Consider the following 25,157-nt stretch of genomic DNA (forward strand, 5'->3'; position numbering starts at 1 on the left):
CTTCTCAGGCGTTCCTTGCCTGCCACCATCGCGTCAGTGGCGTGATAATGGCCACCAGTAGCGCGCCTGCCATGACACCGAACAGCCCATTGGCCACCGTTGGCACGAGCACACCAGCCACACCACTGAAACCCTCGGCAAAGTGATGAATAGCATCGTATACCGGCGTTAGTCCGTGGGTAAGAATGCCACCACCCACCAGAAACATTGCCAGAGTGCCCAGAATGGAGAGTGTCTTCATCAGATAGGGAGCCAGCCAGAGAATGCCTGAACCCAATTGCTGGAGCACCGGGTTCTCTTGCTGGCTGAGGTAGAGACCGCCGTCGTCCAGCTTCACGATCCCCGCCACCAGACCGTAAACACAGACCGTGATGAGGATGGCGACCACCGCCAGCACCATGAACTGCATGCCGATGGTCTGGGTCGTTACCGTTCCAAGGGTAATGGCAATGATCTCGGCAGACAGAATGAAGTCGGTGCGGATGGCGCCCTTGATCTTGTCTTTCTCAATCGCCCGCAAGTCGACGTCCGGGCTCTTCAGGGCTTCACGCAGCTCGCCTTTGCGCTTCTGGTCCTGCTCCCGGTGCAAAAACTTGTGCACCAGCTTCTCGAAGCCCTCGAAACACAGGAATGCACCGCCGAGCATCAGCAGAGGCGTTACCAGCCAGGGCATGAAAAAACTGATCGCAAGGGCCGCCGGCACCAGGATGGCCTTGTTGATCATGGAGCCGCGGGCAACCGCGAGAACCACTGGCAGTTCCCGGGCAGGCTTTACACCGGTCACCTGCTGGGCGTTGAGCGCCAGATCATCCCCCAGAACACCCGCGGTTTTCTTGGTGGCGGCTTTCGTCATCAGGGCAACATCGTCCAGCACAGTGGCGATGTCATCGATCAGTACCAGAAGGCTGCTTCCTGCCATTGGACAATTCCTTTTTATTCAGCCGTTAAGACCCATGGCCTCGGCAGCTATACGATTTTTCACCGGCCCCATCTGGTTGAGCCAGCGCAGGCCGGTATTTCGCAGCCAGCGGACCGGCAGCTCATCACGGCCGAACAGCTGCTTGAAGCCCTCCATGGCGGCCATCATGGCGAGATTCTCGCCTTTCCGGCGGCGCTGATAGCGGGCCAGGACCAGCTCATTGGCTGGGCTCAGGCCCGCCTTTTTAGCTCGCGAAAGCTCATCGAGCATAGCCCGTACATCTCCGTAGCCAAGGTTGGCACCCTGTCCCGCCAGCGGGTGGATGGTATGGGCCGCATCGCCGACGAGGGCAAAGCCGGGGGCAATGTAGTCCTTCGCGTGGCGCTGTCGAAGCGGAAAGGCGAAGCGGCCGGAAATGGACTCCACCGATCCCAGCTCGCGCTCAATCGCACGCTCAAGTTCAGCAGCAAAGTCGGTGTCGTCCAAAGCCATCAGACGCCGCGCTTCCCCGGTATCCTGGGACCAGACAATGGAACAGAAATGCTCATCTCCGGACTCTGGTAGCAAGGGCAAAAACGCCAGCGGCCCGGTCGTCGAAAATCGCTGCCACGCGGTGAAACGGTGGCTCTGGCTGGTTTTCACCGTGCATACGATAGCCTGCTGGTCGTAGTCCCACTCACGTGTTGGCAGGCCGATCCAGTGGCGCAGACGGGAGTTGGCACCGTCACACCCCACCAGTAGCCCCGCCGACAAGGATCGACCATCCTCAAGCTCAACCGTATAAGTTCCAGATAACCGTTTACAGCCAGTAATCCTCGCGCCATCAATCAGTTCGACCGGACTTTGTTCCAGAGCCCTGAACAGTGCCCGCACGATGCTGCGGTTCTCGACAATCGTTCCGAGGGCTCTCGCCTGCAGCTCGGCTGCCTCAAACTGTATTCGCCCCGTGCCGTCGCCATCCCAGACCGTCATGGTCTGGTAAGGACAGTGCCGACCGGCGGTCACCTCGGACCAGACTCCGAGTTGCTCCAGCAATTGCTGACTCGCCACCGAAATGGCACTGACCCGTGGTTCAAAATCGGCAACGGTGGTGGCGGAGTCCTGCGCCTCAACCAGAGACTCATGGCCGGAACCTTCCACCAGCCCCACATGCCAACCCTGTCGTGACAGCCCGAGAGCCAGGGCGGAACCGATCATGCCACCGCCAGCCACAAGAATATCGAACGTTTGCGCCTCACTCATTAGCCGGCGCCTCCCGGTTCAGGTTTCCGGGCCGCTCTATCACGGCCCGGCGGCCGCCCAGGCCCATTGCCTTGCGGGCAAACCAGCGTTTTGCCCCAGGCAACAGATCAAGACCCACCAGGCCGGCATCGCGGGCCGCCGCAACCGGCAGCATGGAATGCCCGAACAAACGCACAAGCGAATCGGAGAAGCGCACCGTCTGCTGCCAGTCCTCCCGATGCAGTGCCTGGTAGCGCTTCAGGACCTCGATATCGCCAATCGACCTGCCCTGCTCTTCAGCCAGGCGGAACTGTTCGACCAGCGTCATGAGCCCTCTCAGCGCGAGATTGAAGCCCTGCCCGGCGACCGGATGCAGGGCATGGGCCGCATTGCCCACCAGGGCAACCCCGGGGCGCACCGGCTCGTCTACCGTCGTCAGGGTCAGCGGGTAATGGTGACAGGCGCCGATGCGGGTAAACCGGCCCAGACGCCAGCCAAACCGGTCCTGAAGCCAACGGCATTTCTCGTCGTCGGGCAACGCCAGAACCTGCTGCAAAACCTCATCGGATAGCGTCCAGACCAGTGCCGACTGATGTCCGGCTCTGGTTGATGATCCATGGGGCAAGAGAGCCATTGGACCGGCATCGGTAAATCGTTCAAAGGCGTTGAATCCGTGGCTGTCACTGGTGGAGACATTGGCGATCAGGGCGTTCTGGCCATAGCTGTGACGATCCGGCCGGAACCCGAGTCTTTCCCGCAGACCGGAACGACCGCCATCTGCAACGACAAGGCAACGGGCCGTCAGTTCCGCGGCCTCATCACCTTCTTCTGAGAGCTGCACACGGACGCCGCCGGGAATCGGCGTCATGTCCGTTACTTCTGCCGGCGCCCGCCACTGGACGTTGGTCTCCAGAAGCTCACGCATCAGACACAGCCCCATCCAGCGATTGTCAGCCACGTACCCGAGCGCCGCCTGGCCATGCTCGGCAGCATGCAACCGTGTGGCGCCGAAATGGCCCCGATCTGAAACATGGATATGCTCGATGGGTGTGGCATGTTCGGCCAGCCTTTGCCACAGCCCGAGCTCCTCGAAGATTAACCGGGAGCCCCACGCCAGTGCGGTTGAACGGGCATCGTAACTGGGCTGGTAACTCTCCGGCAGGGCATCGGGCGAGAGCGGGAAGGCCTCGACCACGGTCACGCGCAGCGACGGCACCATCCGTGCCAGCGCCAGGGCCAGAGTTGCTCCGGCGAGGCCACCACCGGCAATGATCAGATCGGTATCAGGCTTGGTCACAGGCTGTCAGTCCGCCATCAGGGCTTCGATTTCGGCAATGGTTTTCGGCACCGCTTCGGTCAGGACCCGGCAGCCGTCTTTGGTCACCACCACATCGTCTTCGATGCGTATACCGATGCCGCGCCATTTCTCATCCACGTCGGTGTTATCCGGCGCAATGTACAGGCCAGGCTCGACGGTCAGGGCCATTCCGGGTTCCAGCTGGCGCCAGGCGTCACCGACCTTGTAATCGCCCACGTCGTGTACATCCAGCCCCAGCCAGTGGCCGGTTCGGTGCATGAAAAAGGGTTTGTAGGCTTCGTTGGCGATGGCGTCTTCCAGGGTGCCGGACAACAGCCCCAGATCGATCAGGCCCTGGGTCAGTACTTCCAGCGCAGCCTCATGAGGCCGGTTCCAGTGGTTGTCCGGCGAGACCGCCTCGATGGCCCGATACTGCGCCGCCAGCACCACCTCGTAGAGGGCCCGCTGCTCATTGCTGAACTTTCCACTGACCGGGAAGGTGCGCGTGATGTCGGAGGCGTAGCACTGGTATTCACAGCCGGCATCGATCAGCACCAGATCGCCGTCCTTTAGCGGCGCACTGTTCTCGATGTAATGCAGGATGCAGCCATTGGCGCCCCCGCCCACGATGGATGGATAGGCCGTAGACCGTGCGCCATGCTCCATGAAGGTGTGGATAAGCTCAGCCTCGAGGTTGTACTCGAAGCCGCCCTTGCGGGCCCGTTTCATGGCCCGGCAGTGGGCCTCGGCACTGATCTGGCCGGCCTTGGCCATGATCTTGATCTCATGGGTGCTCTTGTACAGCCGCAGGTCATGAAGCAGGTGCTCCAGGGCTACGAATTCGCCCGGCGGATGGGCGCCGCTGCGAACCTTGCTGCGAATCATCTTCACCCAGTCCATGACCCGGGCGTCAAAATGATCGTCCTTGCCAAGGGGATAATAGACCCGGCTTCGACCCTCGATCATGCCCGGCAGGATGTCGTCGATGTCTGCAATCGGAAACGCATCGTCCAGGCCGTAGCGTTCGATGGCGCCTTCCGGGCCAACCAGGAAACCGTCCCAGAGCTCCTTCTGCGGATTGCGCTCTTTGCAGAACAGTACCGATTCCCCGTGTTCACGGCCCGGAATCAGCGCCAGAACGGCCTCCGGCTCACCAAAACCGGACAGGTAATGAAAATCGCTGTCCTGGCGGAACGGATGCAGCACGTCCCGATTACGAACGCGCTCCGGGGCGGCCGGAATAATCGCAATGCTGTCTGGCGCCATACGCTCCATCAGCTTGCGACGGCGCTCGGCAAACTCCTTTACGGGAATCATGGAGTTCATAGTCTCTCCTGCAATCAGGACCCGGCTCAGTGCAGGGTCGGCGAATCAGACTTCGGTGGTTCAGGGGCGTTGAATTCAGTGAACACGGCGAGCGCCCCCAGCCGGATGTATTCGGTAATCTCCAGCAACTGCTGCTCGCTTTCGTCGTCCGCTTCTTCCTCTTCGGATAGCTGGCTGATGGCCACCATATCCTCGATCAGTTCGCGGATCTCGTCCGGCGCCTGGCCGAGTGACTCGCCGGCCGACAGTGCCATACCCTCGAGAAATCCCCGCACCCAGGAAACCAAGGCTTCCAGCCTCTGCTCAATGGCATAGTCGTCATCCGGCAGTAAAGGATGGAAACTCATGTCTGCTGATTTCAAGAGCTCCAGGGTCTGTTCATAGGCTTTGTTCATGAACGGAGCGAGATCATCGGACTCTTCGGCCGCGTTCTCGGCCAGCCCCATGTGTTCACACACCATTGCCAGCCACTCCGGCTCTTCGATACGGGATCCGGCCGCCAGGCGACCACAGAGCGCGCCGTGCAGTTCGGATGGGTGGCTGAATGCCTTGTGAGCTGTAAAAACGTTGGCCCAGCGCTCGAATTCTGCGGCGCGGGCAGCACCGGAAGTGTCGGTTTCTGACATGAAACAGGCGGATCCTGTGTTAATGGATTAGAGGTCTATCCTAGCATTCAGGCGGTGCCAAGGCACTGCCTGTTGATTTTTATCCGGCAAGCGAACAATATGTTATAACGTATCATTTATGCCGAGAGCTAAAGCCATGTCCTTACGAGACACAACCTACTTCTTCCTGGCTGGCGCCGCTATTGCAAACGCTGGCCCTGTGTTTGCCAGCGACAATCCAGGTGCTCACCAGCACGGTCATGCCGAACTACAACTGGCCATCGAGGGAGAGCAGATTGATCTCCTGTTCACATCGCCGGCCTACAACCTGCTGGGGTTCGAACATCGTGCCCGTTCGGACGACCAGAAAGCACTGGTTAACCAGGTAGCCAACTGGCTTGGACAGACACCCCTGGCGGATACCAGTGAGGGGGGCTGCACCGTCATGAATGCGGTAGTGCATCATCAGACAGGTGGCGATGATCACGGAAACAGTCATGGGCATGACCATGATCATCCGGACGAATCATCTCACTCGGATTTCGAAGTCACCCAGACCCTGAGCTGTCCGGGCCTGGGTTCATCCCAGGCGCTTGCAACGCCCATTACAACCCGGTTTTCCGGAATAGAGCATCTCGGCGTTCAGTGGGTATGGCCAGAAGGTCAGGGATCAGCCCGGCTGGGCCACGGAGAAAGCACGTTTGAACTCCGCAGCCGATGACAGCATCTATTCTTCGTACGGCTCAACCCCGGTTGCGACCATAGAATAGGAAGACGTGCCGATGTCGTTTTCGGTGCGGTCAATGACCAGCTTGCCTTCGATCCACACCGGATCGTACAGGGCTTCGAGCGTGAAACCTTCCTTGTACTTGACGTGAATGATCTGATTGGGGGGCGGTGGCGGCACATGAATACAGGCGCCGTAGTAGGGCACCAGGAAGAACTCCAGGATGCGCATGTCCTCGGTTGTCTTGAGGGGGACCACGAAGCCAGGAATGCGGCCTTCAACATTGCCCATTTCCGGCACAACCCGACCGGTCATGATCTCATCCGGCAGCAGCGGCGGGCCATCGCCCTCGTGCTCAATCTCTGGCATATTCTCCAGCAGCGCCAGATCCTCGGCGGGCATCAGTTCAAGCCAGTCGATCTCCCGGGTTTCAGTCCGACCTGTTGATGGAAGCACAGACACCAGGGTAAGCGCGATGAAAAAAGGCAGCGCAAAGCGCGAACGTGCCGGGGCAGACATCATTGGACCAAAGACTCCTGAGATTACTATCCGGAAACCGCCATCATACACCGGGGCGACGGCAACCAACATGACCAGCAAGACAGACTCAGCCAGCAACAGTTCCCGAAGCACAGAAACTGCGATGGAAGTCAGCGGGCTCGGCTTTTCCTGGGGCCCTGTTCAGCCCCGCCTCAGCTTTCCGGATATCAAACTGAAACGCGGCGAACACCTTTTTCTGCACGGCCCGAGCGGCAGTGGCAAAAGCACGCTGCTCAGCCTGCTGGCAGGCATGCTTCGACCGGCCTCTGGCACTGTCAGGGTACTCGGAACCGATATCCACCGGCTGGGTGCCGGCGCCCGCGACCAGTTCCGGGCCGACCACATGGGCGTGATCTTCCAGCAGTTCAATCTGGTGCCCTACCTGAGCACACGAGCCAACGTCACCCTGCCCTGCGGACTTTCTGAACTGCGCAGAGAGCGCACCGAACCGACCGTCGAAGACGAGGCGGAAAGATTGCTTGCCGCCCTGTCCATCCCCGAGGACCACTGGCAGAGGAAAGTCACCAGGCTGAGTATTGGCCAGCAGCAACGTATCGCAGCCGCCCGGGCGCTAATTGGCGCGCCCGGCCTGATTCTCGCGGACGAACCTACATCAGCCCTGGATGCCGACAACCGGGACCGGTTCCTGGAACTGCTTCTGACTCTTGCGCACCGGCACAACACCTCGGTTCTGTTCGTCAGTCACGACCAGGCCCTGGCCCGCCATTTCGATAATCAGCTGGAACTGCAGGGTGACCGGACATGAAAGCACGCCTGGCCCTGACACTCGCCCTGGCCAGCCTCTGGCACCGGAAAAAAGTACTGGCCCTGGTGTGCCTTACACTGACGCTCAGTGTTTCGCTGCTCCTTGGCATCCAGTACCTGCGCACGGAGGTCAAACAGTCCTTCACCAGCACCATCAGCGGTACAGACCTGATCATCGGCGCCCGAAGTGGCCAGCTGAATCTACTGTTGTACACCGTGTTTCATATTGGCGATGCCACCAACAACATTCGCTGGTCGACTTATCAGGGCCTGAAACAGGATAACCGCCTGGCTTGGCTGATTCCGATTTCCCTGGGAGACAGCTACCGGGGTAATCGTGTGGTCGCCACAGATGAGAACTTTTTCAAACACTTCCGTTACGGCCGCGACCTGCCCCTCGAACTGGATGAAGGCCAGTGGTTTGAAGGGGTCTTTGATGTGGTGTTGGGCGCCGGCGTTGCCCGCTCGCTGGCGCATCAGGTGGGCGAACAGATTGTGCTATCCCATGGCGGTGGACGCACCAGTTTCTCCAACCACAAAGACACGCCGTTTACCGTCACCGGCATATTGGCACCTACCGGAACGCCGGTGGACCAGGCCGTGTATATCAGCCTGAATGGCATGGAGGCCATGCACGTAGGCTGGGAATCCGGGGTCGCCATCCCCGGACGGACAATCACACCGGAGCAGGCAAAGGGCCGAGATTTCACACCCGATGCCATTACCGCCGTGTTCGTTGGTATCGACCGGCAAATCTTGACCTTCCGCATACAGCGGGAAATCAACCAGTTTGCCGGCGAGCCGCTCTCGGCCATACTTCCGGGAGTCGCCCTCAGTGAACTCTGGCGGCTGATGGGCCAGTTTGAGCGAGCACTACTGGGCATAACCGGTTTTGTCGTGGTAACCAGCCTGATCGGACTAATCGCCGTACTTCTGACCCTCCAGGCCCAGAGAGCCCACGAAATCGCCGTACTGCGGGCAACCGGTGCCTCTCCGGCGCTAATTGCCTCACTGTACATCCTCGAGTGCGTGGCTCTTGCCCTGGCAGCCTGCGTGCTCGCCCTGGCCCTTGGTATGGCGGGCCTTGCACTGGCGAGCCCATGGTTACTGGCCAACTATGGCCTGCAAATCGAGCTTCGCCCATTGACGCCCGAGGAATGGACGTTACTGGCCCTGGTTCCGGTTGCCGCCTTCACCGTGGCGCTGATCCCGGCCTTCAACACATGGCGCCAGAGCCGCCGGCTGGGCTTTGGCGAGGCCGCGGATCAGTGATCGGCATCACGCAGGGAACGCAATGACAAGCCTGTAAATTGACCGACTTAGCGTCCACACTTATAGTTGAGCTTAATATCATAAAACCACTGCTGGGCACGTCATGGAACAGTCCGAAGTACAGGCATTAGCGGACAAGCTGGACAGGCTGATTGAACGCTGTCAGAAACTTGAGCGGGACAACGCCACATTGCGGGAGCTGCAAGACGACTGGAACCGGGAACGGGCCCAGCTGGTGCAGAAGAACGATCACGCGAAGCACAAGATCGAAGCCATGATCAGCCGCCTTAGGGCCCTGGAGCATCACTGATGGCACAGCAATCCACCACGGTTGAGGTGAAAATCCTCGACAAGGAATATCTGGTCGCCTGCCCCGAGGAAGAACAGGAGGCACTGCTGCGTGCCGCCCGGCATCTGGACAGCAAAATGCGGGAAATCCGCGCCGGCGGCAAGGTTTTTGGTACCGAGCGCATTGCTGTAATGGCAGCTTTGAACATTACCCACGAACTGCTCGAGCGCGACACCATGTCCGATGCTACCAGCACCTTGCTGCGAGCCATGGACAACAAACTGGACGGCGCGCTCGGTGATGGCTCGGGTCGTTAAATCTCCAGAGAATCTCAGACAGGTGTTGCAATCGGCCCCGACACTGCCCGTATAATGAGAACAACTTCCTGGGCTGTTCGGGATAGTCGGATACGTCCTCGAGCCGATGCGCACTACCCAGGTGGCTACTTCAGGGCATTGTGAGCACGTCCCCGACAGGGGAAAGCCTAATATGTCACAGCGGCCACCGACCTTGAACTTTGGGTTCAAGGGCCACATCCGATAACGGCAGCCCGGGAAGCTTTATTTTGAGCCAGTTTATCGAGCCTCAACCGTTCCAATCCCATCCTGATACCCTTTCACGCAGTGAACTTCGCAAACGCCTGCGGCAATATCGTCGCGACCTGAGCGTTGAAAAACAGCAGCAGGCCGCCGAGCACCTGGCCCTCAATCTGCTGAAGAATCCAGACCTGCACCGGGCCCGGCACATCGCAATCTATCTGCCCAACGACGGCGAAATTGATCCCCACGTTTATCTGGACATCGCCCGGCGTAAGGGCATCCGCTTCTACCTGCCGGTACTGCATCCGATCCATGACGGCAGGCTGGTTTTCAGCCCCTACTACGACGGCGTGGAACTCACCGCCAACCGTTTTGGCATCCCCGAGCCAGGGTTCAGCAAAGGCCTGCGTCGCCCCGCCTGGGCACTGGATGCGGTACTTTTTCCGTTAGTGGGTTTTGACGAACAGGGCGGAAGACTGGGGATGGGGGGAGGCTTTTACGACAGAACGTTTGCCTTCAGCCGGATAAGGCCCAGACTGGCGCCGAAGCTGATTGGCCTGGCCCACGATTTCCAGAAAGTTAAGAAGCTGCCAATCGAGCCCTGGGACGTGCCCCTTCACAGCGTAGTGACCGATAAGCGACGTTACCGGTTCAGCGGCTGATTCATGACCTGAACGGAGCCAACCAGATTGGCCGCTCGTGCGTCTTTATCTTCGGAGGCGTGGATGGATGTGAAACCAGTAATCACAAGGCCGATGGCAAAAATCAGCACAATGGCTTTGATGATGTCAGGCTTGCCGCCCATGGCTTCAGTTCCTCAAGATGCAGTTTTGAAAATGTCGGGAAATCAGTGAGCTATTCTTGACTTCAAGAATCAGAACAAAGACTAACACCTATCTTTGGTTTTACAATTTTTCACAGATTAAACTTCCGTAAGCTTTCTCAGAGCTTACGAAACGGCTGGGGACACCCTTTCTGAAACTGTGCGGAGCCAGGGGTGGAGCGCGCCAGTGCTTCACGGGCAGGCCATGGACGGCCTGCCCAGGACCCTCAGCGCGACGCAGGAGCAATAAGCGCTGAGGGGCGGAGCCCAAGCGACACAGGGATGTGCCGCCAGGAGCGTGTTTCTGAAAGGGTGTCCACAACCGGTTCCCGCACTGAACTCACGAGCTAGGAGGACCGGGCGTTACCCTGCCCGAGAAACAACTGGTAGGCCTCATTATCCGTCATGTTTTCATAGCGGAAACCGACCTTATCGAGCATTTTCTCGAAATCCTGCACCTCATCGTCGTCCACCTGGGCGCCCAGCAGAACACGGCTGTAGGCCGCACCATGGTTTCGGTAATGGAACATGGAGATATTCCAGCGGGTACCCAGAGACATCAGGAACTTCAGCAACGCCCCCGGGCGCTCCGGGAACTCGAACTGGAAGACTTTCTCATTGGTGATGGTCGGCGCGTGACCGCCCACCATGTGACGGATGTGCTGCTTGGCCAGATCGCTGTCAGTTAAATCGACCACCGAGTATCCGCTCTCCCGAAGATCCTGAACCAGATCCTCGCGGCCGTGACCACCCGCGGCAATCTGGATGCCAACGAAAATCGTGGCATTGGCAGCATCGGCGTAGCGGTAATTGAACTCGGTGATACTGCGTTTGTGCAGGGCGTTGATGAAGGTCTTGAAGGCACCCGGTTTCTCCGGAATGGTCACGGCCAGGATCGCCTCGCGTTTCTCGCCCACTTCCGTGCGTTCGGAGATGTAGCGCAGGCGGTCGAAGTTCATGTTGGCACCGCTCAGGGTGGCAATCAGGTTTTCGCCCTCGACTTTCTCACGCTCAATGTATTTCTTGATGCCCGCCACACCCAGGGCACCGGCCGGCTCGGCAATGGAGCGGGTATCCTCGAACACATCCTTGATGGCCGCGCAGATTTCGTCGGTGGATACGGTGATCACCTCGTCCACGTGGTCCTTGCAGATCTCCCAGGGGTACTTGCCAATCTGCTTGACTGCCACCCCGTCAGCAAAGATGCCCACTTCATCGAGCACCACACGTTTGCCTGCTTTCATGGCGGCCTGGAGGCAGTTGGAGTCCTCCGGTTCGACGCCAATAACCTTGATTTCGGGGCGCAAATACTTGATGTAAGCGGCCATGCCGGCAATCAGCCCGCCGCCACCAACACAGATGAAGATGGCGTGGATCGGCTTGCTGAACTGCCACATAATTTCCATGGCCACCGTGCCCTGGCCGGCGATCACATCGGGATCATCGTACGGCGGAATGTAGGTGTAGCCGTGCTTTGCGATCAACTCCTGAGCGTGGGCGGCCGCCTCGTCGAAGGCATCGCCCTTGAGGACCACCTTGGCACCGTGATCCCGCACCGAACGCACCTTGATCTCTGGCGTGGTCTGCGGCATCACAATCACCGCCTTGATCCCGAGATTCTTGGCAGCCAGCGCCACACCCTGGGCATGATTACCGGCGGACGCACAGATGACACCCTTGGCCTTCTGCTCCTCGGAAAGCTGTGCAATCCGGTTATAGGCACCACGAATCTTGAAGGAGAACACCGGCTGAAGATCTTCACGCTTGAGCAGAATATTGTTGCCAAAGCGCTTGGACAGACTGCGGGCTTCAGTCAGGGGTGTTTCGATGGCCACGTCATAGACGCGCGCATCGAGAATCTTCTTGATGTAGCGTTGCGGCATAGCAGTTCCGGCTTTTGGTCGATGAGTGAGTGATGACTGGCTGAGAAAAACCCACAGTGTAGAAAGTTTGCACGGCAGCCGTCTATAAGCAGAGGCCTCTTAGGCGCTATAATGCCGGCAAAGCCAAACTGATTTGAAGCCGGAGCCAGTGATGAACCAGGACGAACTGAAAAAAGCCGTCGCCAAAGCCGCCATTGATTACATTGCTCCTCGTCTTGATAGCGAGAGCGTGATCGGTGTGGGCACTGGTAGCACGGCCAATTTCTTCATCGACATGCTCGCGGAACTCAAGACCGAGTTCGACGGCGCCGTTGCCAGCTCTGAGGCCACTGCCGAACGTCTGAAAAGCCACGGCATCCCGGTTTACGACCTCAACAGTGCCGGAGAGCTGGAGTTCTACGTGGACGGCGCTGACGAAACCAACGACCGCCTGGAACTGATCAAAGGCGGCGGCGCCGCGCTGACCCGGGAGAAAATCGTGGCCGCGGTTGCCAAAACCTTCATCTGCATTGCCGATGACTCCAAGATGGTCGGTATATTGGGCAAATTCCCGCTTCCGGTGGAAGTCATTCCCATGGCCCGGAGCCATGTTGGCCGGGAAATCGTGAAACTGGGCGGTGACCCGGTCTATCGGGAAGGGGTAGTGACCGACAACGGCAACATTATCATCGACGTGCACAACATGGACATTTCCCAACCGATCCGGGTCGAAGAAAAGCTTAACAACATCGTCGGCGTGGTCACCAATGGTCTGTTCGCCCGCCGCCGCGCTGATCTCCTGCTGCTGGGAACCAAAGACGGCGTGAAAAGCATCTCCAGCGAAGGCGCCTGACCGGCTTCTGTCGCTCCTCGATGTCGAAGCTGGCCTTTCGGGCCAGCTTTTTTATTGCCTGGATGGGCGAACAACCAAGCGCTTGCTTGGTAATCATATTTAGGCGACACTGCTTCCCATTGATTCCGATCAGGGGAGCCAGACCGTGTCCGAATACTTCAACGAAACCCATCAGCAGGTCCGCGCGACCGCCCGCAAGTTCATCGAAACCCACGTATTGCCGCACATCGACGACTGGGAAGAAGCCGGTGAATTTCCCCGGGATCTCTACAAAAAAGCCGGGGATGCCGGGCTGTTGGGCATTGGCTTTCCGGAAGCATTGGGGGGCATCGGAGAAGGCGACATTTTCCTGAAAGTAGCCGTTTCTGAAGAGCTTATGCGATCCACATCAGGCGGCCTTGTCGCTGGTCTAGGGTCTCTGGATATCGGGCTGCCGCCAGTCGCCAGATGGGCAAAAAAGGACATCCGCGAACAGATCGTGCCGCCGGTACTGCGGGGTGAAAAAATTGCCGCCCTGGCAGTGACCGAACCCGGCGGAGGTTCCGATGTCGCCAACCTCAAAACCCGGGCCGTCCGCGACGGCGACCATTACATTGTAAATGGCAGCAAAACCTTCATCACCAGCGGCATGCGCGCCGACCACTATACCGTGGCCGTGCGTACCGGCGGCGAGGGCCATGGTGGAATCAGCCTGTTGGTGATCGACAGGGACATGCCCGGATTCTCCACCGGCAAGAAACTGCGAAAAATGGGCTGGTGGGCCAGCGATACCGCCGAGCTGTTTTTCGAGGACTGCCGCGTGCCGGCCGACCGCCTGATCGGCGCCGAAAACGCCGGTTTCATCGCCATCATGAGCAACTTCCTGTTTGAGCGCCTGAGCCTGGCTATCATGGCGTACATGACCGCCCAACTGGCCTACGAAGCGGCGCTGGAATACACCCAACAACGCAAGGCTTTCGGCCGCAATATCACGGGCTTCCAGGTGACCCGCCACAAGCTTGTGGATATGGCGACCCAGATCGACGTGGCCCGGGAATACACCTACCGATGCGCCGCCCTGATGCAGGCGGGCAAGAACCCCATCAAGGAAGTGGCGATGGCCAAGAATTTCTCGGTGGATGTCTGCGAAAAGGTCACCCGGGAAGCGGTGCAGCTGTTCGGTGGCATGGGGTACATGCGGGAAACCGTCGTCGAGCGCCTCTATCGTGACGCCAAAATCCTTTCCATCGGCGGCGGCACCACCGAGATCATGAAGGAGCTCATTGCCAAGCAGATCAAGCTCTAACCCGTTGGCTTCGATCGTGCTCTCCGGCCCTGACCCAGCCTGCCAGATTGGGGGCGGCGTCCTGTCGGTAGCCTTTCCAAAACACGCTACGAGCACATCCCTGTGCGCTTGTTTCGGGCCATCCTTGGCCCTCTACAGTTTTGGAAAGGCCACCGACAGGCCCCCGTTCAAGCAATGTGCAATCCGCCTTTTGTTGGCCTCTCTCATCAGGGTCCGCTTTTGAGGGTTGCTCAATGGCTCGGGCGGCTATCTGGAAGGGCCTTCCGAAAACGTGGAGCGCCAAGGATGGCGCGACCGAGCCCTACATGGACGTATTCACGGGCGTTTTTCGGAAGGCCCTTCCAGATAGCTGCTTGCACCAGAATGAAAGACCTACCAAGACCGGCAACCAAGCCAATAACCAACGACCAAGGTTTAGTTTCGAACTGCAGGATACTCCCGTATAATTGCGCCCACTTTTTAACCGCAGTTAAACGTACCTTTAACGTACCAGGAAGGATCGCACATGCAATTCGACAACATCCCCGCAGGCAAGAACCCGCCTGAAGACATCTACGTTGCTATCGAAATCCCGGCCAACAGCTCCCCGGTGAAGTACGAACTGGACAAAGACATGGGCGCCCTGCTGGTAGACCGCTTCATGGCGACCCCCATGTTCTACCCGGCCAACTACGGTTTCATCCCGCACACCCTGGCCGACGACGGTGACCCCCTGGACGTTCTGGTTGTGACCCCCTACCCGATCCAGGCCGGTTCCGTGATTCGCTGCCGCCCGGTGGGTGTGCTGAACATGGAAGACGAAGCCGGTGGCGACGCCAAGCTGGTTGCAGTTCCCCATGACAAGCTGACCACCACCTACCATGACGTGAAGGAAATTGACGATCTGCCCGAGCTGCTGCGCGACCAGATCAAGCATTTCTTCGAGAACTACAAGACGCTCGAGCCCGGCAAGTGGGTGAAAGTGCAAGGCTGGGACAACGCCGACGCCGCCAAAAAAGCCATCGTGGATTCCGTGAACGCCTACAAAGGCTGAGCCGGGCTCTTCGTTGCTTGATGGCATAAAAAAACCGGGCGCTAAGCCCGGTTTTTTTGTTTCTGGATCAAGCTCTCCTGTCATCAACCCCGGGACAGCAGGTCCCGCATGTCACTGATCGCCGAGTTGGCCCGGGAAAGGTAGGCGGCCATGGTCAGCGAGTGGTTGGCCAGTACGCCAAAGCCGCTGCCATTGAGAATCACCGGGCTCCACATTTCGCCCTGGGCACCCTCAAGCTCGATGATCACCTGCCGCACGCTCGCCATGGCATTCTTGTCCTGCAGCACTTTCCGGAAATCCACTTCAATTGCCCGGAAGATGTGCAGAAGCGCCCAGGAGCTGCCGCGGGCTTCATAGAAAACGTCATCAATTTTGGTCCAGGGTGTCTTCACATCTTCTCCGGTCGCTTCCTCAGCAAGAGGATCACCGGAGTTCATTGTGATCACCGAGTCTGATACAGATGCCTTGCCAACACTTTCACCAAGCGTACGCGACAGACTCCCCAGGCGAGTCTCCAGGTCCGCCAGCCAGTTGCTCAGGTTATCCGCTCTAGCGAAAAACTGGGCGTCGGCCTGTTCCGGGCTCGACAGCCGGTCAAGGTAACGTTTCAGAGCGGTGATACCCCGACGGTATTCAGCCTCGGTAGACGGGATCGCCCAGCTCTCGCTGTCGAAATGGAACTGCGGCTCGGCGATCGTCAGATCCCGATCTTCCGCAGACTGGCTCTGCGAGCGGCTGATGTCCTTGCGCATGGCGCGCGACAGGTCCCGCAGCTGAACCAGAACGCCGTATTCCCAGTTCGGCATGTTATCCAGCCACAGTCCTGGCGGGAAAATGTCGTTGGAAATATAGCCACCAGGCTTATCCAGCAGGGTTTCTCCGATACGAATCATAGTGACTGTGGTGGCAAAGCCGGTAATAGGTTCCCTTTCCATCGTGTTGGCCACAGACCTCGTGTGCTCGCGCACCGAGAAGGTTTCGGGCTCGCTGCTCCAGATCATGCCCAGCACCAGCGCCACCAGCAGGTAGATTACAACCAACGCCAGAATCAGTTTGCCAATTACGCCGCTGCCACCGGCATAATCCTGAACATCGTCTTTCTTGTCCTTGAAGTACTGTCTGATTTTGCCTGGCATATGACTTTTAATCCCCTGTCTGTTGATTGTCAGCGGCAAACGGCCTGCCCAGATGGTAACCCATGGCCCCGTCGATACCCAGTTTACAGAGTACCGAGTATTCCGCGGCAGTTTCCACTCCTGTGGCGAACACTTTCACGCCACGACTGTGAGCGATGGCCACCACAGACTCAAGGTAGAAGCGGTTATCTTCATGGGTGTCGATATTGTGGATGAAGCTGTTGTCGATACGCAGGGCCTGAAACCTCAGATTTCTCAGGTAACTGAACGGTACGCCTCCCACTCCGAAGCGGTCGACCAGTACCGGAACACCGAGTCGCCCCAACGCCCTGACCAGTAGGCCCACCGCGGTCCGGTGGTGGTGAATGGCCTGCTCTGAAATACCGATCCAGAGATTCCGTGCCGGCGAACCGGCCTGCCGCAGCTGGTCCAGCAAATCCGTGCGAAATGCCTCGCTGGCCACGGAGGCATTGCCAAGCGAGACCGCCAGCGGCTGATCCGGGCTCTGTTTCAGGCGGTTAAGCACCCGCTGGACCAGCAGACGATCAAGGTCCGAGATCAGCCCGAAACGCTCAGCCATCGGTACAAAGGTGCCTGCCTTCAAGGCCCCTTCGGCGGAATCGATCCGGGAAAACACCTGATGATAGACCGGCATGAGGCGGCCCTCGTTCACCATGGGCTGGAGCCACAGCGACAGGGCCTGTCGGCGGATTGCCTCGCTGATAATCACCCGCCAGGTTTCGAGGTTGTGATGACCATCCTTTTCAGGATCAGCCAGATGGCAGCCAGTCTCGGCCCTGCTCTGGGCAGCGCGCAAAGCTTCATCCGCCGCCGCCATCAGGTCGCGGGCACCACGGCCTTCCAGCGTTCTTGCCAGACCGGCATGAACGGCGGTATCCATCGGCGAGGCAAGATCTGCATATACCCCATCAAGGTCCGTGACCAGCTGACGGCACCAGACACCGGCATCAGCCGGCATCGCACCGGGCAGAAAGATGGCAAACTCGGCTCCTGTTCGGCGCCCGGCAAAGGACCCGGCATGCTGCATGACGAATTCGCCAATCCAGGTTGCTACCCGTAGCAGCAACCGGTCGGCCTCGCTCCGGCCATAGGCCTGGTTATATCCCGAAAAGTCGGCCAGTTGAATCAGCATGAGAATTCCGGGTGCCGCCTTTTCCTCGGACTCCACCTCCACTTTCAGGCGCTGGTCAAAGGCACTCCGGCTGGCCAGCCCGGTTACAGAATCCTCGTTGTTCACGCGACGCAGGTGCTGAATGAGTTTCGCCTGGCCTTCGAAGAGCTGGCCCAGGTCATCCGCCATCCGGTTCATGGCGCCCGTCACCTGATTGATCTCGCGGGTCGACTTGATAGAGACCCGCTTCCTGAAATCCCGCTGGCCGAGGGCCTTTGCCTGATCCTCGAGAGCATGAAGCGGGCGCAGGGTACGACGAAGCAGAAGGAAAACCGCAAACAGTCCAATGCCCCCGATAACGGCAGTACTGGCAGTCAACCCAATGGTGATTCGCCAGAGATCCTCGTAGGCTCGGCCGGGATGACTGATCACCTGCACTGTGCCGAGGCGGCTCCAGCCACGGACAACTTCTGCCTCGGCAACCGGCAGCGGAAGATCCGCGAGGTCACGGAACCAGGCGGGGACAGCCACTTTATTGAGCGTCATGGCCCGACCGGCAACCTGCTCGCCCTGATGATTCAGGTAGCTGACCGACAGATAGCGGCCACTATCAAACACCGCATCAATCAGGGAGGCGGAGGCAACCGGATCGCGGCCGTCGATGGCATTGGACAGGGACAACCCGATCGCGGTCGCCCCGTCACGGGCATGACCTGCCAGCTGATCCGAGACATAGTCCCGAAAATAACCGTAGCTGGTGATAAACACCGCAACCAGCAGGGTAACCAGCAGACTTCCGGTCAACACCAGAAGCAGGGTTCGCAATGTGACCGCACCCTGTTGCGTCTGCTTCAGGGGGATATGCTTCCGTGCCATGGGGAGCTTCTCCGGATTGGCTGTGAGCCAGCCGTCCAGGTGATTGTGACCTGCACCGCAGAGTTGACAAACATTTACATAGCGCAACCTACGCCGACAACATTAAACACTATAGACTCTGCAAAAGGACTAAGGTTGAAAAATCGTCCACACCGGGAAAGGACGACCAATAACGAAAAAGAGACAGGCCCGAGCAACATGAACGACGAAAGCCAGAAAGAAAAACTCAGGCAGCATTTCGCACGCCGTGTGACAACCCAGGCCCGGGTTGTTCTGGATACCTGGCAGAAAATTCACGAAGACCGGGACAAGGCCGCCGCCCACCGCAACGAGTTCGCGGCGGCTGCGGACAAACTGGTGCGCTATGCCCAGCGGTTTGAAATGGACAGCCACGCCCGGGCCGGTCAAACCACGCTGGCGCTGATCAACCAGTGGGAACCGGGATCTGCCCTGAACGAGAGCCTGGAGCGACAGCTGCAGGATGCCATCGAGAACCTGTCCCAGAGTACCCTGCGCAGGACCGACCTCAACAGCTCCGAAGCGCCCCACCAATTTCGTCGAACCCCGGTTTACATTGCCCTGGCCAACCAGGAGATGGCAGCCCGCCTGATCCGGCAGCTGGAATTCTTCGGCTTCCGGGCCTCGGCCTTTGCCAATGCCGATGAACTGACCGAAGCCTGCGCACTGCACAAGCCGGAAACCATCCTGGTAGACGTCAATTTCGGCGACTCGCCCAATGCCGGCATTACCACCATCGAACGCCTACAGGAACGACACGATACGCCCATTCCGATTATTTTCATGAGTGACGAGGACGGCTCCATCGAGACCCGCCTGCAAGCTTCCCGCTGCGGCGGGGAAGAGTTCTTCTACCCTGCCGTCGATCCGGGGCAGCTGATCGAAAAGATCGAGACCTACACTCACGGCAACACAGTGGAGCCCTATAAGGTTCTGGTTCTGGATGATTCCCGGGCCCAGGCTAAATATATGGAAACGGTGTTGAAGAAAGCGGGCATGACCGCCCACATCATCACCGACCCGATGCAGATCATCCACGCCCTGGAGGAGTTCTCGCCGGAGATCATCATCCTCGACATGTATATGCCGGGCTGTACGGGCATGGAAATCGCCCGGGTTATCCGCCAGCAGGACCGTTTTCACAGCGTGCCCATCATTTACCTCTCGGCAGAGGAAGACGTGACGAAACAGCTCCATGCCATGAGCCTGGGCGGCGACGACTTCCTGACCAAACCGATCGACCCGAAACACCTGATTGCCACGATCCACAACCGCGGGCGGCGTGCCCGCTCGTTGCTGGCCCTGATGATCCGTGACAGCCTGACAGGCCTGTTCAACCACACCCACACCCTTCACCTGCTGGATCAGGAGATTGTGCGGGCGCGCCAGAAAGAACAGCCGCTGTGCTTTGCGATGATCGACATCGACTATTTCAAGAAAGTGAACGATACCTTTGGCCACCCGATCGGCGACCGGGTGCTGCGCAGTCTGTCGATGTTCCTCAAACAACGCCTGCGGAAAACCGACCACATCGGCCGCTACGGTGGTGAAGAATTTGCCATCATCCTGCCCAACACTCGCCCGAGCGATGCCCGGAACGTTCTCAATGAAATCCGGGAACGGTTCTCCGAGTTGCAGCAACCCGCCGGCGACCGGGAATTCAATGTCACCTTCAGTTGTGGCATTGCGGCCTGGGACGACAACACCTCCCAGGCACTGTGCGAGCGGGCCGACCGAGCGCTCTACAGCTCCAAGGAGCTTGGCCGCAACTGCGTGACCCTGGCTGATTCCTGAATCCGGGCCGTGCCGCCCCCCTTCTCTCCAGACTCTTCAGACAATTTTCGGTCGGGCATGGCTCAGTCACTGCCCGGCTGCTACCTTTTATGAAACCAACGTCGTATGGAAGTTCGTTCCGCCGTTCACGACAATGATTGTCATCAGCGGAAAGATCCCGTTTCGATTCATTTGCCGTCTTTTTACGACCAATGGACAACAGGGACGATTGTCAAAAAGTGTTGATCTGAACAAAACAAGCACGCACCATTGGGGGAACATGCCGTTAAATTCGGCGATCCTGTAAAAAGACATCAAGGCAGACAGAACCATGTCGACAATTCTCGTGCTCCATGGACCCAACCTCAACATGCTCGGTACCCGCGAGCCGGAGGTCTATGGTTTCGAGACACTGGCGGACATCGACGACCGGTTGCGTTCACTGGCGGCAGAGCAGGGTCATCATCTGCTGCACCTGCAATCAAACGCAGAATACGAACTGATTGAGCGGGTTCACGAGGCCCGGGCGGAAGGCGTGGATTTCATCATCTTCAATCCGGCCGCCTTCACCCACACCAGCGTTGCCCTGCGCGATGCTGTGCTGGCTTCGGGGATTCCCTTTATTGAAGTGCATCTTTCCAACGTGCATGCCCGGGAACCGTTCCGGCATCACTCCTATTTCTCGGATATCGCCGTAGGCGTTATCTGTGGGCTGGGCAGTCAGGGGTACGATCTCGCACTCCAGGCGGCCCTGAAACGCATTCACCGATAGACCTGACAAAACGGGACTGGACTGACTATGGATATTCGTAAAATCAAGAAACTGATCGAGCTGCTCGAGGAATCTGACGTCGAGGAGCTGGAGATTCACGAAGCCGACGATTCGGTGCGCATCTCCCGCCGGCGTGAACCGGCTGCCGGCACCCAGTACGTGAGCCATTATCCGGCCCCGGCGCCCCAGGCCGCTGCGCCTGCCGCCCCAGCTCCGGCTGCGGAAGAATCCTCCGCACCTGCCGCCCCGACCGGCCATACCCTGAAATCCCCGATGGTAGGCACGTTCTATCGCTCCCCATCGCCCACTGCCAAGGCGTTCGTGGAAGTCGGCCAGACCGTCAATGTCGGTGATGTAGTCTGCATCGTGGAAGCCATGAAGATGATGAACCAGATCGAGGCGGACAAAAGCGGAACCGTCACGGAGATCCTGGTCGAGAACGGCCAGCCGGTTGAGTTTGACCAGCCCCTGGTCGCCATTTCCTGAACGGGGTAATAGTTACTCATGGCCATGTTAGAAAAAGTTCTGATCGCAAACCGGGGTGAAATTGCCCTCCGGATTCTGCGCGCCTGCAAGGAGCTGGGCATCAAGACCGTGGCAGTGCATTCCCAGGTCGATCGCGACCTGATGCACGTACGTCTTGCCGACGAGTCTGTCTGTATTGGCCCTAATAGCGCGACCGACAGCTACCTGAACATCCCCACCATCATCAGCGCCGCCGAGGTAACCGATTCCGTGGGCATTCACCCCGGCTACGGCTTCCTTGCCGAGAACGCCGATTTTGCCGAACAGGTGGAAAAAAGCGGGTTCCGCTTCATCGGCCCCAAGGCCGAAACCATCCGGCTGATGGGAAACAAGGTGTCCGCTATCAACGCCATGATCAAGGCCGGAGTTCCGACCGTGCCGGGCTCCGATGGCCCTCTTGACGATGATGAGGAGCGGACCCTGAGGATTGCCCGGGAGATCGGCTACCCCGTCATGATCAAGGCGGCTTCCGGTGGCGGCGGTCGCGGGATGCAGGTGGTCCATTCTGAAGCCGCTCTGCTCAAAGGTGTCCAGATCACCCAGAGTGAAGCCAAGAATGCCTTCGGCGACCCGACCGTGTACCTGGAAAAATTTCTGGAAACCCCGCGACACGTCGAAGTCCAGGTTCTTGCTGACATGCACGGCAACTGCATTCATCTGGGCGACCGCGACTGCTCCATGCAGCGCCGGAACCAGAAAGTCATAGAGGAAGCTCCGGCTCCGAACATCAATCCGGAATCCCGGGAGCGCACCCTGAAAGCCTGTACCGATGCCTGCAAGGAAATCGGTTATGTGGGCGCCGGTACTTTCGAGTTCCTGTATCAGGACGGCGAGTTCTATTTCATCGAAATGAACACCCGGGTCCAGGTGGAGCACCCGGTATCGGAAATGGTTACCGGTGTGGATATTGTCCGCGAACAGCTCCGCATCGCCAGCGGCCTGCCACTGCAGTACACCCAGGATGATATACGCATTTCAGGCCACGCCATGGAATGCCGGATCAACGCGGAAGACCCGAAAACCTTCGTTCCCAGCCCGGGCAAGGTTTCCCATTACCACGCGCCCGGCGGCAACGGCGTCCGCGTCGATTCCCACCTGTACAGTGGTTACACGGTTCCACCCTTCTACGATTCCCTGGTGGCCAAGCTGATCACCTGGGGCGATGACCGTGAGATCGCACGACGGCGCATGAAGAACGCCCTGGACGAACTGGTGGTCGAGGGCATCAAGACCAATCAACCGCTGCATCGGAAACTGGTACGCGATGGTGGCTTTAAACAGGTAGACTTCACCATCCACTACCTTGAGAAACTGATGCGGGATTAATCATGCCCTGGATACAACTCCAGATCCCGGCTGATCCGGATAACGCGGATCAGCTGGAGGATCTGCTCATGGAGATGGGCTCTGACGCCGTCTCCATGGAAGATGCCGCCGACCAGCCCCTCTATGAGCCGGATCCCGGCACCACCCCTTTATGGAGCCAGACAACGGTGACCGGGCTGTTCGATTCCGGCCGGGATATCGAGCAGCTCTGCGCCGATATCCGGGATGCCTGGCACCAGCAAACCCAGCAGGCCCTTCCGGAAATCGACGTCACTCTGGTTGAGGACAAGGATTGGGAACGGGCCTGGATGGACGACTTCCAGCCCCTGAAATTTGGCGAGAGGCTCTGGATCGTCCCGAGTTGGCATGACGCACCTGACCCGGATGCGGCGAATCTGATGCTGGACCCCGGTCTGGCCTTCGGTACCGGCACCCATCCAACGACGGCCCTCTGCCTGGAATGGCTTGATGGCCAGGATCCCCATGGCAAGCAGGTGATCGATTACGGCTGTGGCTCCGGCATTCTCGGCCTTGCTGCCCTGCTCCTTGGCGCAGACCATGTGATTGGTGTCGATACCGATCCGCAGGCCCTCGAAGCCAGCCGGGAAAACGCCCGCCGCAACGGTGTCGAAGACAGCAAGCTGGACCTGTTCCTGCCAGACAACGAACCCGAGACCAAAGCCGACATCATGCTTGCCAACATCCTGGCCCAGCCCCTGATCGGCCTTGCTCCCCATCTTGCATCGCGGACCAGGCCCGGCGGCGATCTGGTGCTGTCCGGCATCCTGTCTAACCAGGCCCGGGAAGTAATGGCCGCCTATGAGCCATGGTTCGTCATGGACGAGCCCGAGCAGCGGGAAGAGTGGATACGCCTCACAGGACGGCGCCACGACAGATGACGAAACCGGTCTTAACGACTAAACTCCGAAACTCGTAGCCTAGTCGCTTTCAGGAAGAAGCATGACCCAGAGCAGCCTGCAGACACAGTGCCCGAATTGCCAGACCCGCTTCCGGGTAACCGAAGAACAGCTTGGCATTGCCAAGGGCAAAGTGCGCTGCGGGAACTGCATGAAGGTGTTCAATGCCATTGAGCACCAGGTTATCCCGGGCGGTGGCGAGAAACCACGAATCCCGGCTGCCCCGGCGCAACCCGCAGACGCATCATCGTCTGCCGGTTCTACCTCCGGCTCTGGTGTCAGCGAGGAGGATTTTGTCTTCGCCGATAACCCGGAAGAGGATGCGGCGGAAGGTCGTTACGCCGGCACCAAGCTGACCTTCTCCGATGACGAGTTAAGCGACAGTTTCCGCAGCTTTGATGAGCGCGACGAAGCAGACTACAAGGACGCTGACACCGACAGTCCCGATGAGCAAGTCGATGAAAGCTGGGCCGAAGCCATTCTTCAGGATGACGAGCCAGCATCCCGAAAACCTTCTGCCCCCCAGCGCCCCGAGCCTGCCCCCGAACCGGAGCCTGAAGAAACCTCTCCCGAACCGGAGCCCAGGCCAGAGCCTCGCCCTGAGCTGAGCCTGGAGGAAGAACCGGTGTTTGAGCAGACCGGAACACCCTCTTCCGCGGCGACCGGGCCGGCCAAAGATTCCGATCCGTTCGATGACTTTGTGGACGAATCCGGTTTCGATTTTGATGAGCCGGACCGACCGGCCGACGCGTTCCATGCCGACCCGCCCTTCCGGGATCTACGCCGGGAGCCGGTTGCTGTCGATTCCGGTGGAAGTGGCGTCCGCACGATCGTGTGGAGCGTGATTGTACTGGGCCTGATCGGTGTTCTGATCGCCCAGGTAACCTGGTTCCAGTTCGATCGACTGTCGGCCATCCCCGAGCTGCGCCCCTTCTATGAGAAAGGCTGTGAACTGGCCGGCTGCGAACTCAAACCGCTGATCAATGTGGAAGCCATCCAGAGCCGGAAACTGGTGGTGCGGACCGATCCGGATAATCGCTCGCAACTGGTGGTCGATGCCGTGATCATCAACCGGGCCGACTTCGAGCAACCCTTTCCCGCCATTGCCCTCACCTTTTCCAACCTGAATGGCGATGTGGTGGCACAGAGTCTGTTCACGCCTGAGGAGTACCTGGCAGGCGAAGGTCGGGAGCTAGACGCCATGCCCACGGATACCCCCGTTCGCATTGCCATCAACATTCGGGATCCGGGCCGTGACGCGGTGAATTACAACATCCTTTTCCGCCCCCACGCACCCTGATGTCGTAAGCAAGTATTCACTAGACA

The 25,157-nt window shown here is 58.9% G+C and carries 25 protein-coding genes and 1 other RNA gene; 16 read left to right on the forward strand and 10 right to left on the reverse strand.

The window, feature by feature from the left end; translation table 11 throughout:
• Positions 1-4 precede the first annotated feature (4 nt).
• Genes J3362_RS09780 through J3362_RS09800 form a run of 5 tightly spaced genes read right to left on the reverse strand, consistent with a single transcriptional unit; the run spans position 5 to position 5,389 of the window.
• Positions 5-919 (reverse strand): DUF808 domain-containing protein, encoded by a 915-nt coding sequence (locus J3362_RS09780; RefSeq protein WP_349519385.1) that lies wholly within the window; start codon positions 917-919, stop codon positions 5-7.
• 18 nt (positions 920-937) lie between these two features.
• Positions 938-2,161: an FAD-dependent monooxygenase gene (locus J3362_RS09785; protein ID WP_349519386.1), complete on the reverse strand. Its 1,224-nt coding sequence runs from the start codon at positions 2,159-2,161 to the stop codon at positions 938-940.
• Positions 2,154-3,437 carry a 2-octaprenyl-6-methoxyphenyl hydroxylase gene (gene ubiH / locus J3362_RS09790; protein ID WP_349519387.1) on the reverse strand — a complete coding sequence of 428 codons (1,284 nt, stop codon included), beginning with the start codon at positions 3,435-3,437 and terminating at the stop codon, positions 2,154-2,156. Before ubiH ends, J3362_RS09785 begins: the two co-directional genes overlap by 8 nt.
• Positions 3,438-3,443: 6 nt before the next feature.
• Complete coding sequence (pepP, locus tag J3362_RS09795; protein ID WP_349519388.1) at positions 3,444-4,763, reverse strand: Xaa-Pro aminopeptidase; 1,320 nt, start codon at positions 4,761-4,763, stop codon at positions 3,444-3,446.
• A gap of 26 nt (positions 4,764-4,789) precedes the next feature.
• On the reverse strand, positions 4,790-5,389 hold the full coding sequence (locus J3362_RS09800) for a UPF0149 family protein (RefSeq protein WP_014578413.1): 600 nt from the start codon (positions 5,387-5,389) through the stop codon (positions 4,790-4,792).
• A gap of 136 nt (positions 5,390-5,525) precedes the next feature.
• Between J3362_RS09800 and J3362_RS09805 the strand changes: the two genes are divergently transcribed.
• Positions 5,526-6,089, forward strand: a complete 564-nt coding sequence (locus tag J3362_RS09805; RefSeq protein WP_349519389.1) for a ZrgA family zinc uptake protein — start codon at positions 5,526-5,528, stop codon at positions 6,087-6,089.
• A 6-nt stretch (positions 6,090-6,095) separates the two neighbouring features.
• Here J3362_RS09805 and J3362_RS09810 read toward each other — a convergent pair whose 3' ends face one another.
• On the reverse strand, positions 6,096-6,617 hold the full coding sequence (locus J3362_RS09810; protein ID WP_349519390.1) for a DUF3299 domain-containing protein: 522 nt from the start codon (positions 6,615-6,617) through the stop codon (positions 6,096-6,098).
• A gap of 67 nt (positions 6,618-6,684) precedes the next feature.
• On the opposite strand from J3362_RS09810, the gene J3362_RS09815 reads away from it, so the two are divergent.
• From J3362_RS09815 to J3362_RS09840, 6 genes are all read left to right on the forward strand, one after another.
• Positions 6,685-7,401, forward strand: a complete 717-nt coding sequence (locus J3362_RS09815) for an ABC transporter ATP-binding protein (RefSeq protein ID WP_349519391.1) — start codon at positions 6,685-6,687, stop codon at positions 7,399-7,401.
• Complete coding sequence (locus J3362_RS09820) at positions 7,398-8,672, forward strand: ABC transporter permease (RefSeq protein ID WP_349519392.1); 1,275 nt, start codon at positions 7,398-7,400, stop codon at positions 8,670-8,672. The genes J3362_RS09815 and J3362_RS09820 overlap by 4 nt, the downstream gene beginning before the upstream one ends.
• Before the next feature lie 103 nt (positions 8,673-8,775).
• Positions 8,776-8,982: a TIGR02449 family protein gene (locus J3362_RS09825; RefSeq protein WP_008170964.1), complete on the forward strand. Its 207-nt coding sequence runs from the start codon at positions 8,776-8,778 to the stop codon at positions 8,980-8,982.
• The gene (locus J3362_RS09830; protein WP_014578418.1) at positions 8,982-9,278 is read left to right on the forward strand and encodes a cell division protein ZapA; all 297 of its coding nucleotides are present in this window, start codon (positions 8,982-8,984) and stop codon (positions 9,276-9,278) included. Before J3362_RS09825 ends, J3362_RS09830 begins: the two co-directional genes overlap by 1 nt.
• A 62-nt stretch (positions 9,279-9,340) precedes the next feature.
• A non-coding RNA gene (ssrS, locus tag J3362_RS09835) (6S RNA) lies at positions 9,341-9,522 on the forward strand.
• Between the two features lie 4 nt (positions 9,523-9,526).
• Entirely contained in the window at positions 9,527-10,162 is a 636-nt protein-coding gene (locus tag J3362_RS09840; protein ID WP_349519393.1) for a 5-formyltetrahydrofolate cyclo-ligase, read from the forward strand.
• Here the strand turns inward: J3362_RS09840 and J3362_RS09845 are convergent.
• A complete protein-coding gene (locus tag J3362_RS09845; protein ID WP_008170953.1) occupies positions 10,144-10,305 on the reverse strand; it encodes a hypothetical protein in 162 nt (53 codons plus the stop codon). The two genes, J3362_RS09840 and J3362_RS09845, sit on opposite strands and share 19 nt — an antisense overlap.
• 365 nt (positions 10,306-10,670) lie before the next feature.
• Positions 10,671-12,206, reverse strand: coding sequence for a threonine ammonia-lyase, biosynthetic (gene ilvA, locus J3362_RS09850; protein WP_349519394.1), 1,536 nt, complete (start codon positions 12,204-12,206; stop codon positions 10,671-10,673).
• Positions 12,207-12,357: 151 nt separating this feature from the next.
• On the opposite strand from ilvA, the gene rpiA reads away from it, so the two are divergent.
• The 3 genes from rpiA to ppa all read left to right on the forward strand — a co-directional run bounded on the left by rpiA (position 12,358) and on the right by ppa (position 15,356).
• Complete coding sequence (gene rpiA / locus J3362_RS09855) at positions 12,358-13,038, forward strand: ribose-5-phosphate isomerase RpiA (protein ID WP_349519395.1); 681 nt, start codon at positions 12,358-12,360, stop codon at positions 13,036-13,038.
• Between the two features lie 145 nt (positions 13,039-13,183).
• Entirely contained in the window at positions 13,184-14,323 is a 1,140-nt protein-coding gene (locus tag J3362_RS09860) for an acyl-CoA dehydrogenase family protein (protein ID WP_349519396.1), read from the forward strand.
• A gap of 505 nt (positions 14,324-14,828) precedes the next feature.
• The gene (gene ppa / locus J3362_RS09865; protein ID WP_014578423.1) at positions 14,829-15,356 is read left to right on the forward strand and encodes an inorganic diphosphatase; all 528 of its coding nucleotides are present in this window, start codon (positions 14,829-14,831) and stop codon (positions 15,354-15,356) included.
• 83 nt (positions 15,357-15,439) lie between these two features.
• Here ppa and J3362_RS09870 read toward each other — a convergent pair whose 3' ends face one another.
• Complete coding sequence (locus tag J3362_RS09870) at positions 15,440-16,492, reverse strand: DUF2333 family protein (protein WP_349519398.1); 1,053 nt, start codon at positions 16,490-16,492, stop codon at positions 15,440-15,442.
• Between the two features lie 7 nt (positions 16,493-16,499).
• Positions 16,500-18,500 carry a bifunctional diguanylate cyclase/phosphodiesterase gene (locus tag J3362_RS09875; RefSeq protein WP_349519399.1) on the reverse strand — a complete coding sequence of 667 codons (2,001 nt, stop codon included), beginning with the start codon at positions 18,498-18,500 and terminating at the stop codon, positions 16,500-16,502.
• A gap of 198 nt (positions 18,501-18,698) precedes the next feature.
• On the opposite strand from J3362_RS09875, the gene J3362_RS09880 reads away from it, so the two are divergent.
• From J3362_RS09880 to J3362_RS09905, 6 genes are all read left to right on the forward strand, one after another.
• Positions 18,699-20,312, forward strand: a complete 1,614-nt coding sequence (locus J3362_RS09880) for a diguanylate cyclase (RefSeq protein WP_349519400.1) — start codon at positions 18,699-18,701, stop codon at positions 20,310-20,312.
• 310 nt (positions 20,313-20,622) lie between these two features.
• A complete protein-coding gene (gene aroQ, locus J3362_RS09885; RefSeq protein WP_349519402.1) occupies positions 20,623-21,063 on the forward strand; it encodes a type II 3-dehydroquinate dehydratase in 441 nt (146 codons plus the stop codon).
• Between the two features lie 27 nt (positions 21,064-21,090).
• Positions 21,091-21,549, forward strand: coding sequence for an acetyl-CoA carboxylase biotin carboxyl carrier protein (gene accB / locus J3362_RS09890; RefSeq protein WP_349519403.1), 459 nt, complete (start codon positions 21,091-21,093; stop codon positions 21,547-21,549).
• Between the two features lie 18 nt (positions 21,550-21,567).
• A complete protein-coding gene (accC, locus tag J3362_RS09895; protein ID WP_349519404.1) occupies positions 21,568-22,914 on the forward strand; it encodes an acetyl-CoA carboxylase biotin carboxylase subunit in 1,347 nt (448 codons plus the stop codon).
• Positions 22,915-22,916: 2 nt separating this feature from the next.
• The gene (gene prmA / locus J3362_RS09900) at positions 22,917-23,813 is read left to right on the forward strand and encodes a 50S ribosomal protein L11 methyltransferase (RefSeq protein WP_008170937.1); all 897 of its coding nucleotides are present in this window, start codon (positions 22,917-22,919) and stop codon (positions 23,811-23,813) included.
• Between the two features lie 61 nt (positions 23,814-23,874).
• Entirely contained in the window at positions 23,875-25,131 is a 1,257-nt protein-coding gene (locus J3362_RS09905; protein ID WP_349519406.1) for a DUF3426 domain-containing protein, read from the forward strand.
• Positions 25,132-25,157: the final 26 nt, after the last annotated feature.

The sequence above is a fragment of the Marinobacter sp. NFXS11 genome, assembly GCF_040148675.1.
In the GTDB taxonomy this organism is placed as follows: Bacteria; Pseudomonadota; Gammaproteobacteria; order Pseudomonadales; family Oleiphilaceae; genus Marinobacter.

Coding starts and splice junctions, on each gene's coding strand:
- J3362_RS09780 (WP_349519385.1), bottom strand. CDS start 919: ATGGCAGGAAGCAGCCTTCTGGTACTGATCGATGACATCGCCACTGTG.
- J3362_RS09785 (WP_349519386.1), bottom strand. CDS start 2,161: ATGAGTGAGGCGCAAACGTTCGATATTCTTGTGGCTGGCGGTGGCATG.
- pepP (WP_349519388.1), bottom strand. CDS start 4,763: ATGAACTCCATGATTCCCGTAAAGGAGTTTGCCGAGCGCCGTCGCAAG.
- J3362_RS09800 (WP_014578413.1), bottom strand. CDS start 5,389: ATGTCAGAAACCGACACTTCCGGTGCTGCCCGCGCCGCAGAATTCGAG.
- J3362_RS09805 (WP_349519389.1), top strand. CDS start 5,526: ATGTCCTTACGAGACACAACCTACTTCTTCCTGGCTGGCGCCGCTATT.
- J3362_RS09810 (WP_349519390.1), bottom strand. CDS start 6,617: ATGATGTCTGCCCCGGCACGTTCGCGCTTTGCGCTGCCTTTTTTCATC.
- J3362_RS09815 (WP_349519391.1), top strand. CDS start 6,685: ATGACCAGCAAGACAGACTCAGCCAGCAACAGTTCCCGAAGCACAGAA.
- J3362_RS09820 (WP_349519392.1), top strand. CDS start 7,398: ATGAAAGCACGCCTGGCCCTGACACTCGCCCTGGCCAGCCTCTGGCAC.
- J3362_RS09825 (WP_008170964.1), top strand. CDS start 8,776: ATGGAACAGTCCGAAGTACAGGCATTAGCGGACAAGCTGGACAGGCTG.
- J3362_RS09830 (WP_014578418.1), top strand. CDS start 8,982: ATGGCACAGCAATCCACCACGGTTGAGGTGAAAATCCTCGACAAGGAA.
- J3362_RS09845 (WP_008170953.1), bottom strand. CDS start 10,305: ATGGGCGGCAAGCCTGACATCATCAAAGCCATTGTGCTGATTTTTGCC.
- ilvA (WP_349519394.1), bottom strand. CDS start 12,206: ATGCCGCAACGCTACATCAAGAAGATTCTCGATGCGCGCGTCTATGAC.
- rpiA (WP_349519395.1), top strand. CDS start 12,358: ATGAACCAGGACGAACTGAAAAAAGCCGTCGCCAAAGCCGCCATTGAT.
- ppa (WP_014578423.1), top strand. CDS start 14,829: ATGCAATTCGACAACATCCCCGCAGGCAAGAACCCGCCTGAAGACATC.
- J3362_RS09870 (WP_349519398.1), bottom strand. CDS start 16,492: ATGCCAGGCAAAATCAGACAGTACTTCAAGGACAAGAAAGACGATGTT.
- J3362_RS09875 (WP_349519399.1), bottom strand. CDS start 18,500: ATGGCACGGAAGCATATCCCCCTGAAGCAGACGCAACAGGGTGCGGTC.
- J3362_RS09880 (WP_349519400.1), top strand. CDS start 18,699: ATGAACGACGAAAGCCAGAAAGAAAAACTCAGGCAGCATTTCGCACGC.
- aroQ (WP_349519402.1), top strand. CDS start 20,623: ATGTCGACAATTCTCGTGCTCCATGGACCCAACCTCAACATGCTCGGT.
- accB (WP_349519403.1), top strand. CDS start 21,091: ATGGATATTCGTAAAATCAAGAAACTGATCGAGCTGCTCGAGGAATCT.
- accC (WP_349519404.1), top strand. CDS start 21,568: ATGGCCATGTTAGAAAAAGTTCTGATCGCAAACCGGGGTGAAATTGCC.
- prmA (WP_008170937.1), top strand. CDS start 22,917: ATGCCCTGGATACAACTCCAGATCCCGGCTGATCCGGATAACGCGGAT.
- J3362_RS09905 (WP_349519406.1), top strand. CDS start 23,875: ATGACCCAGAGCAGCCTGCAGACACAGTGCCCGAATTGCCAGACCCGC.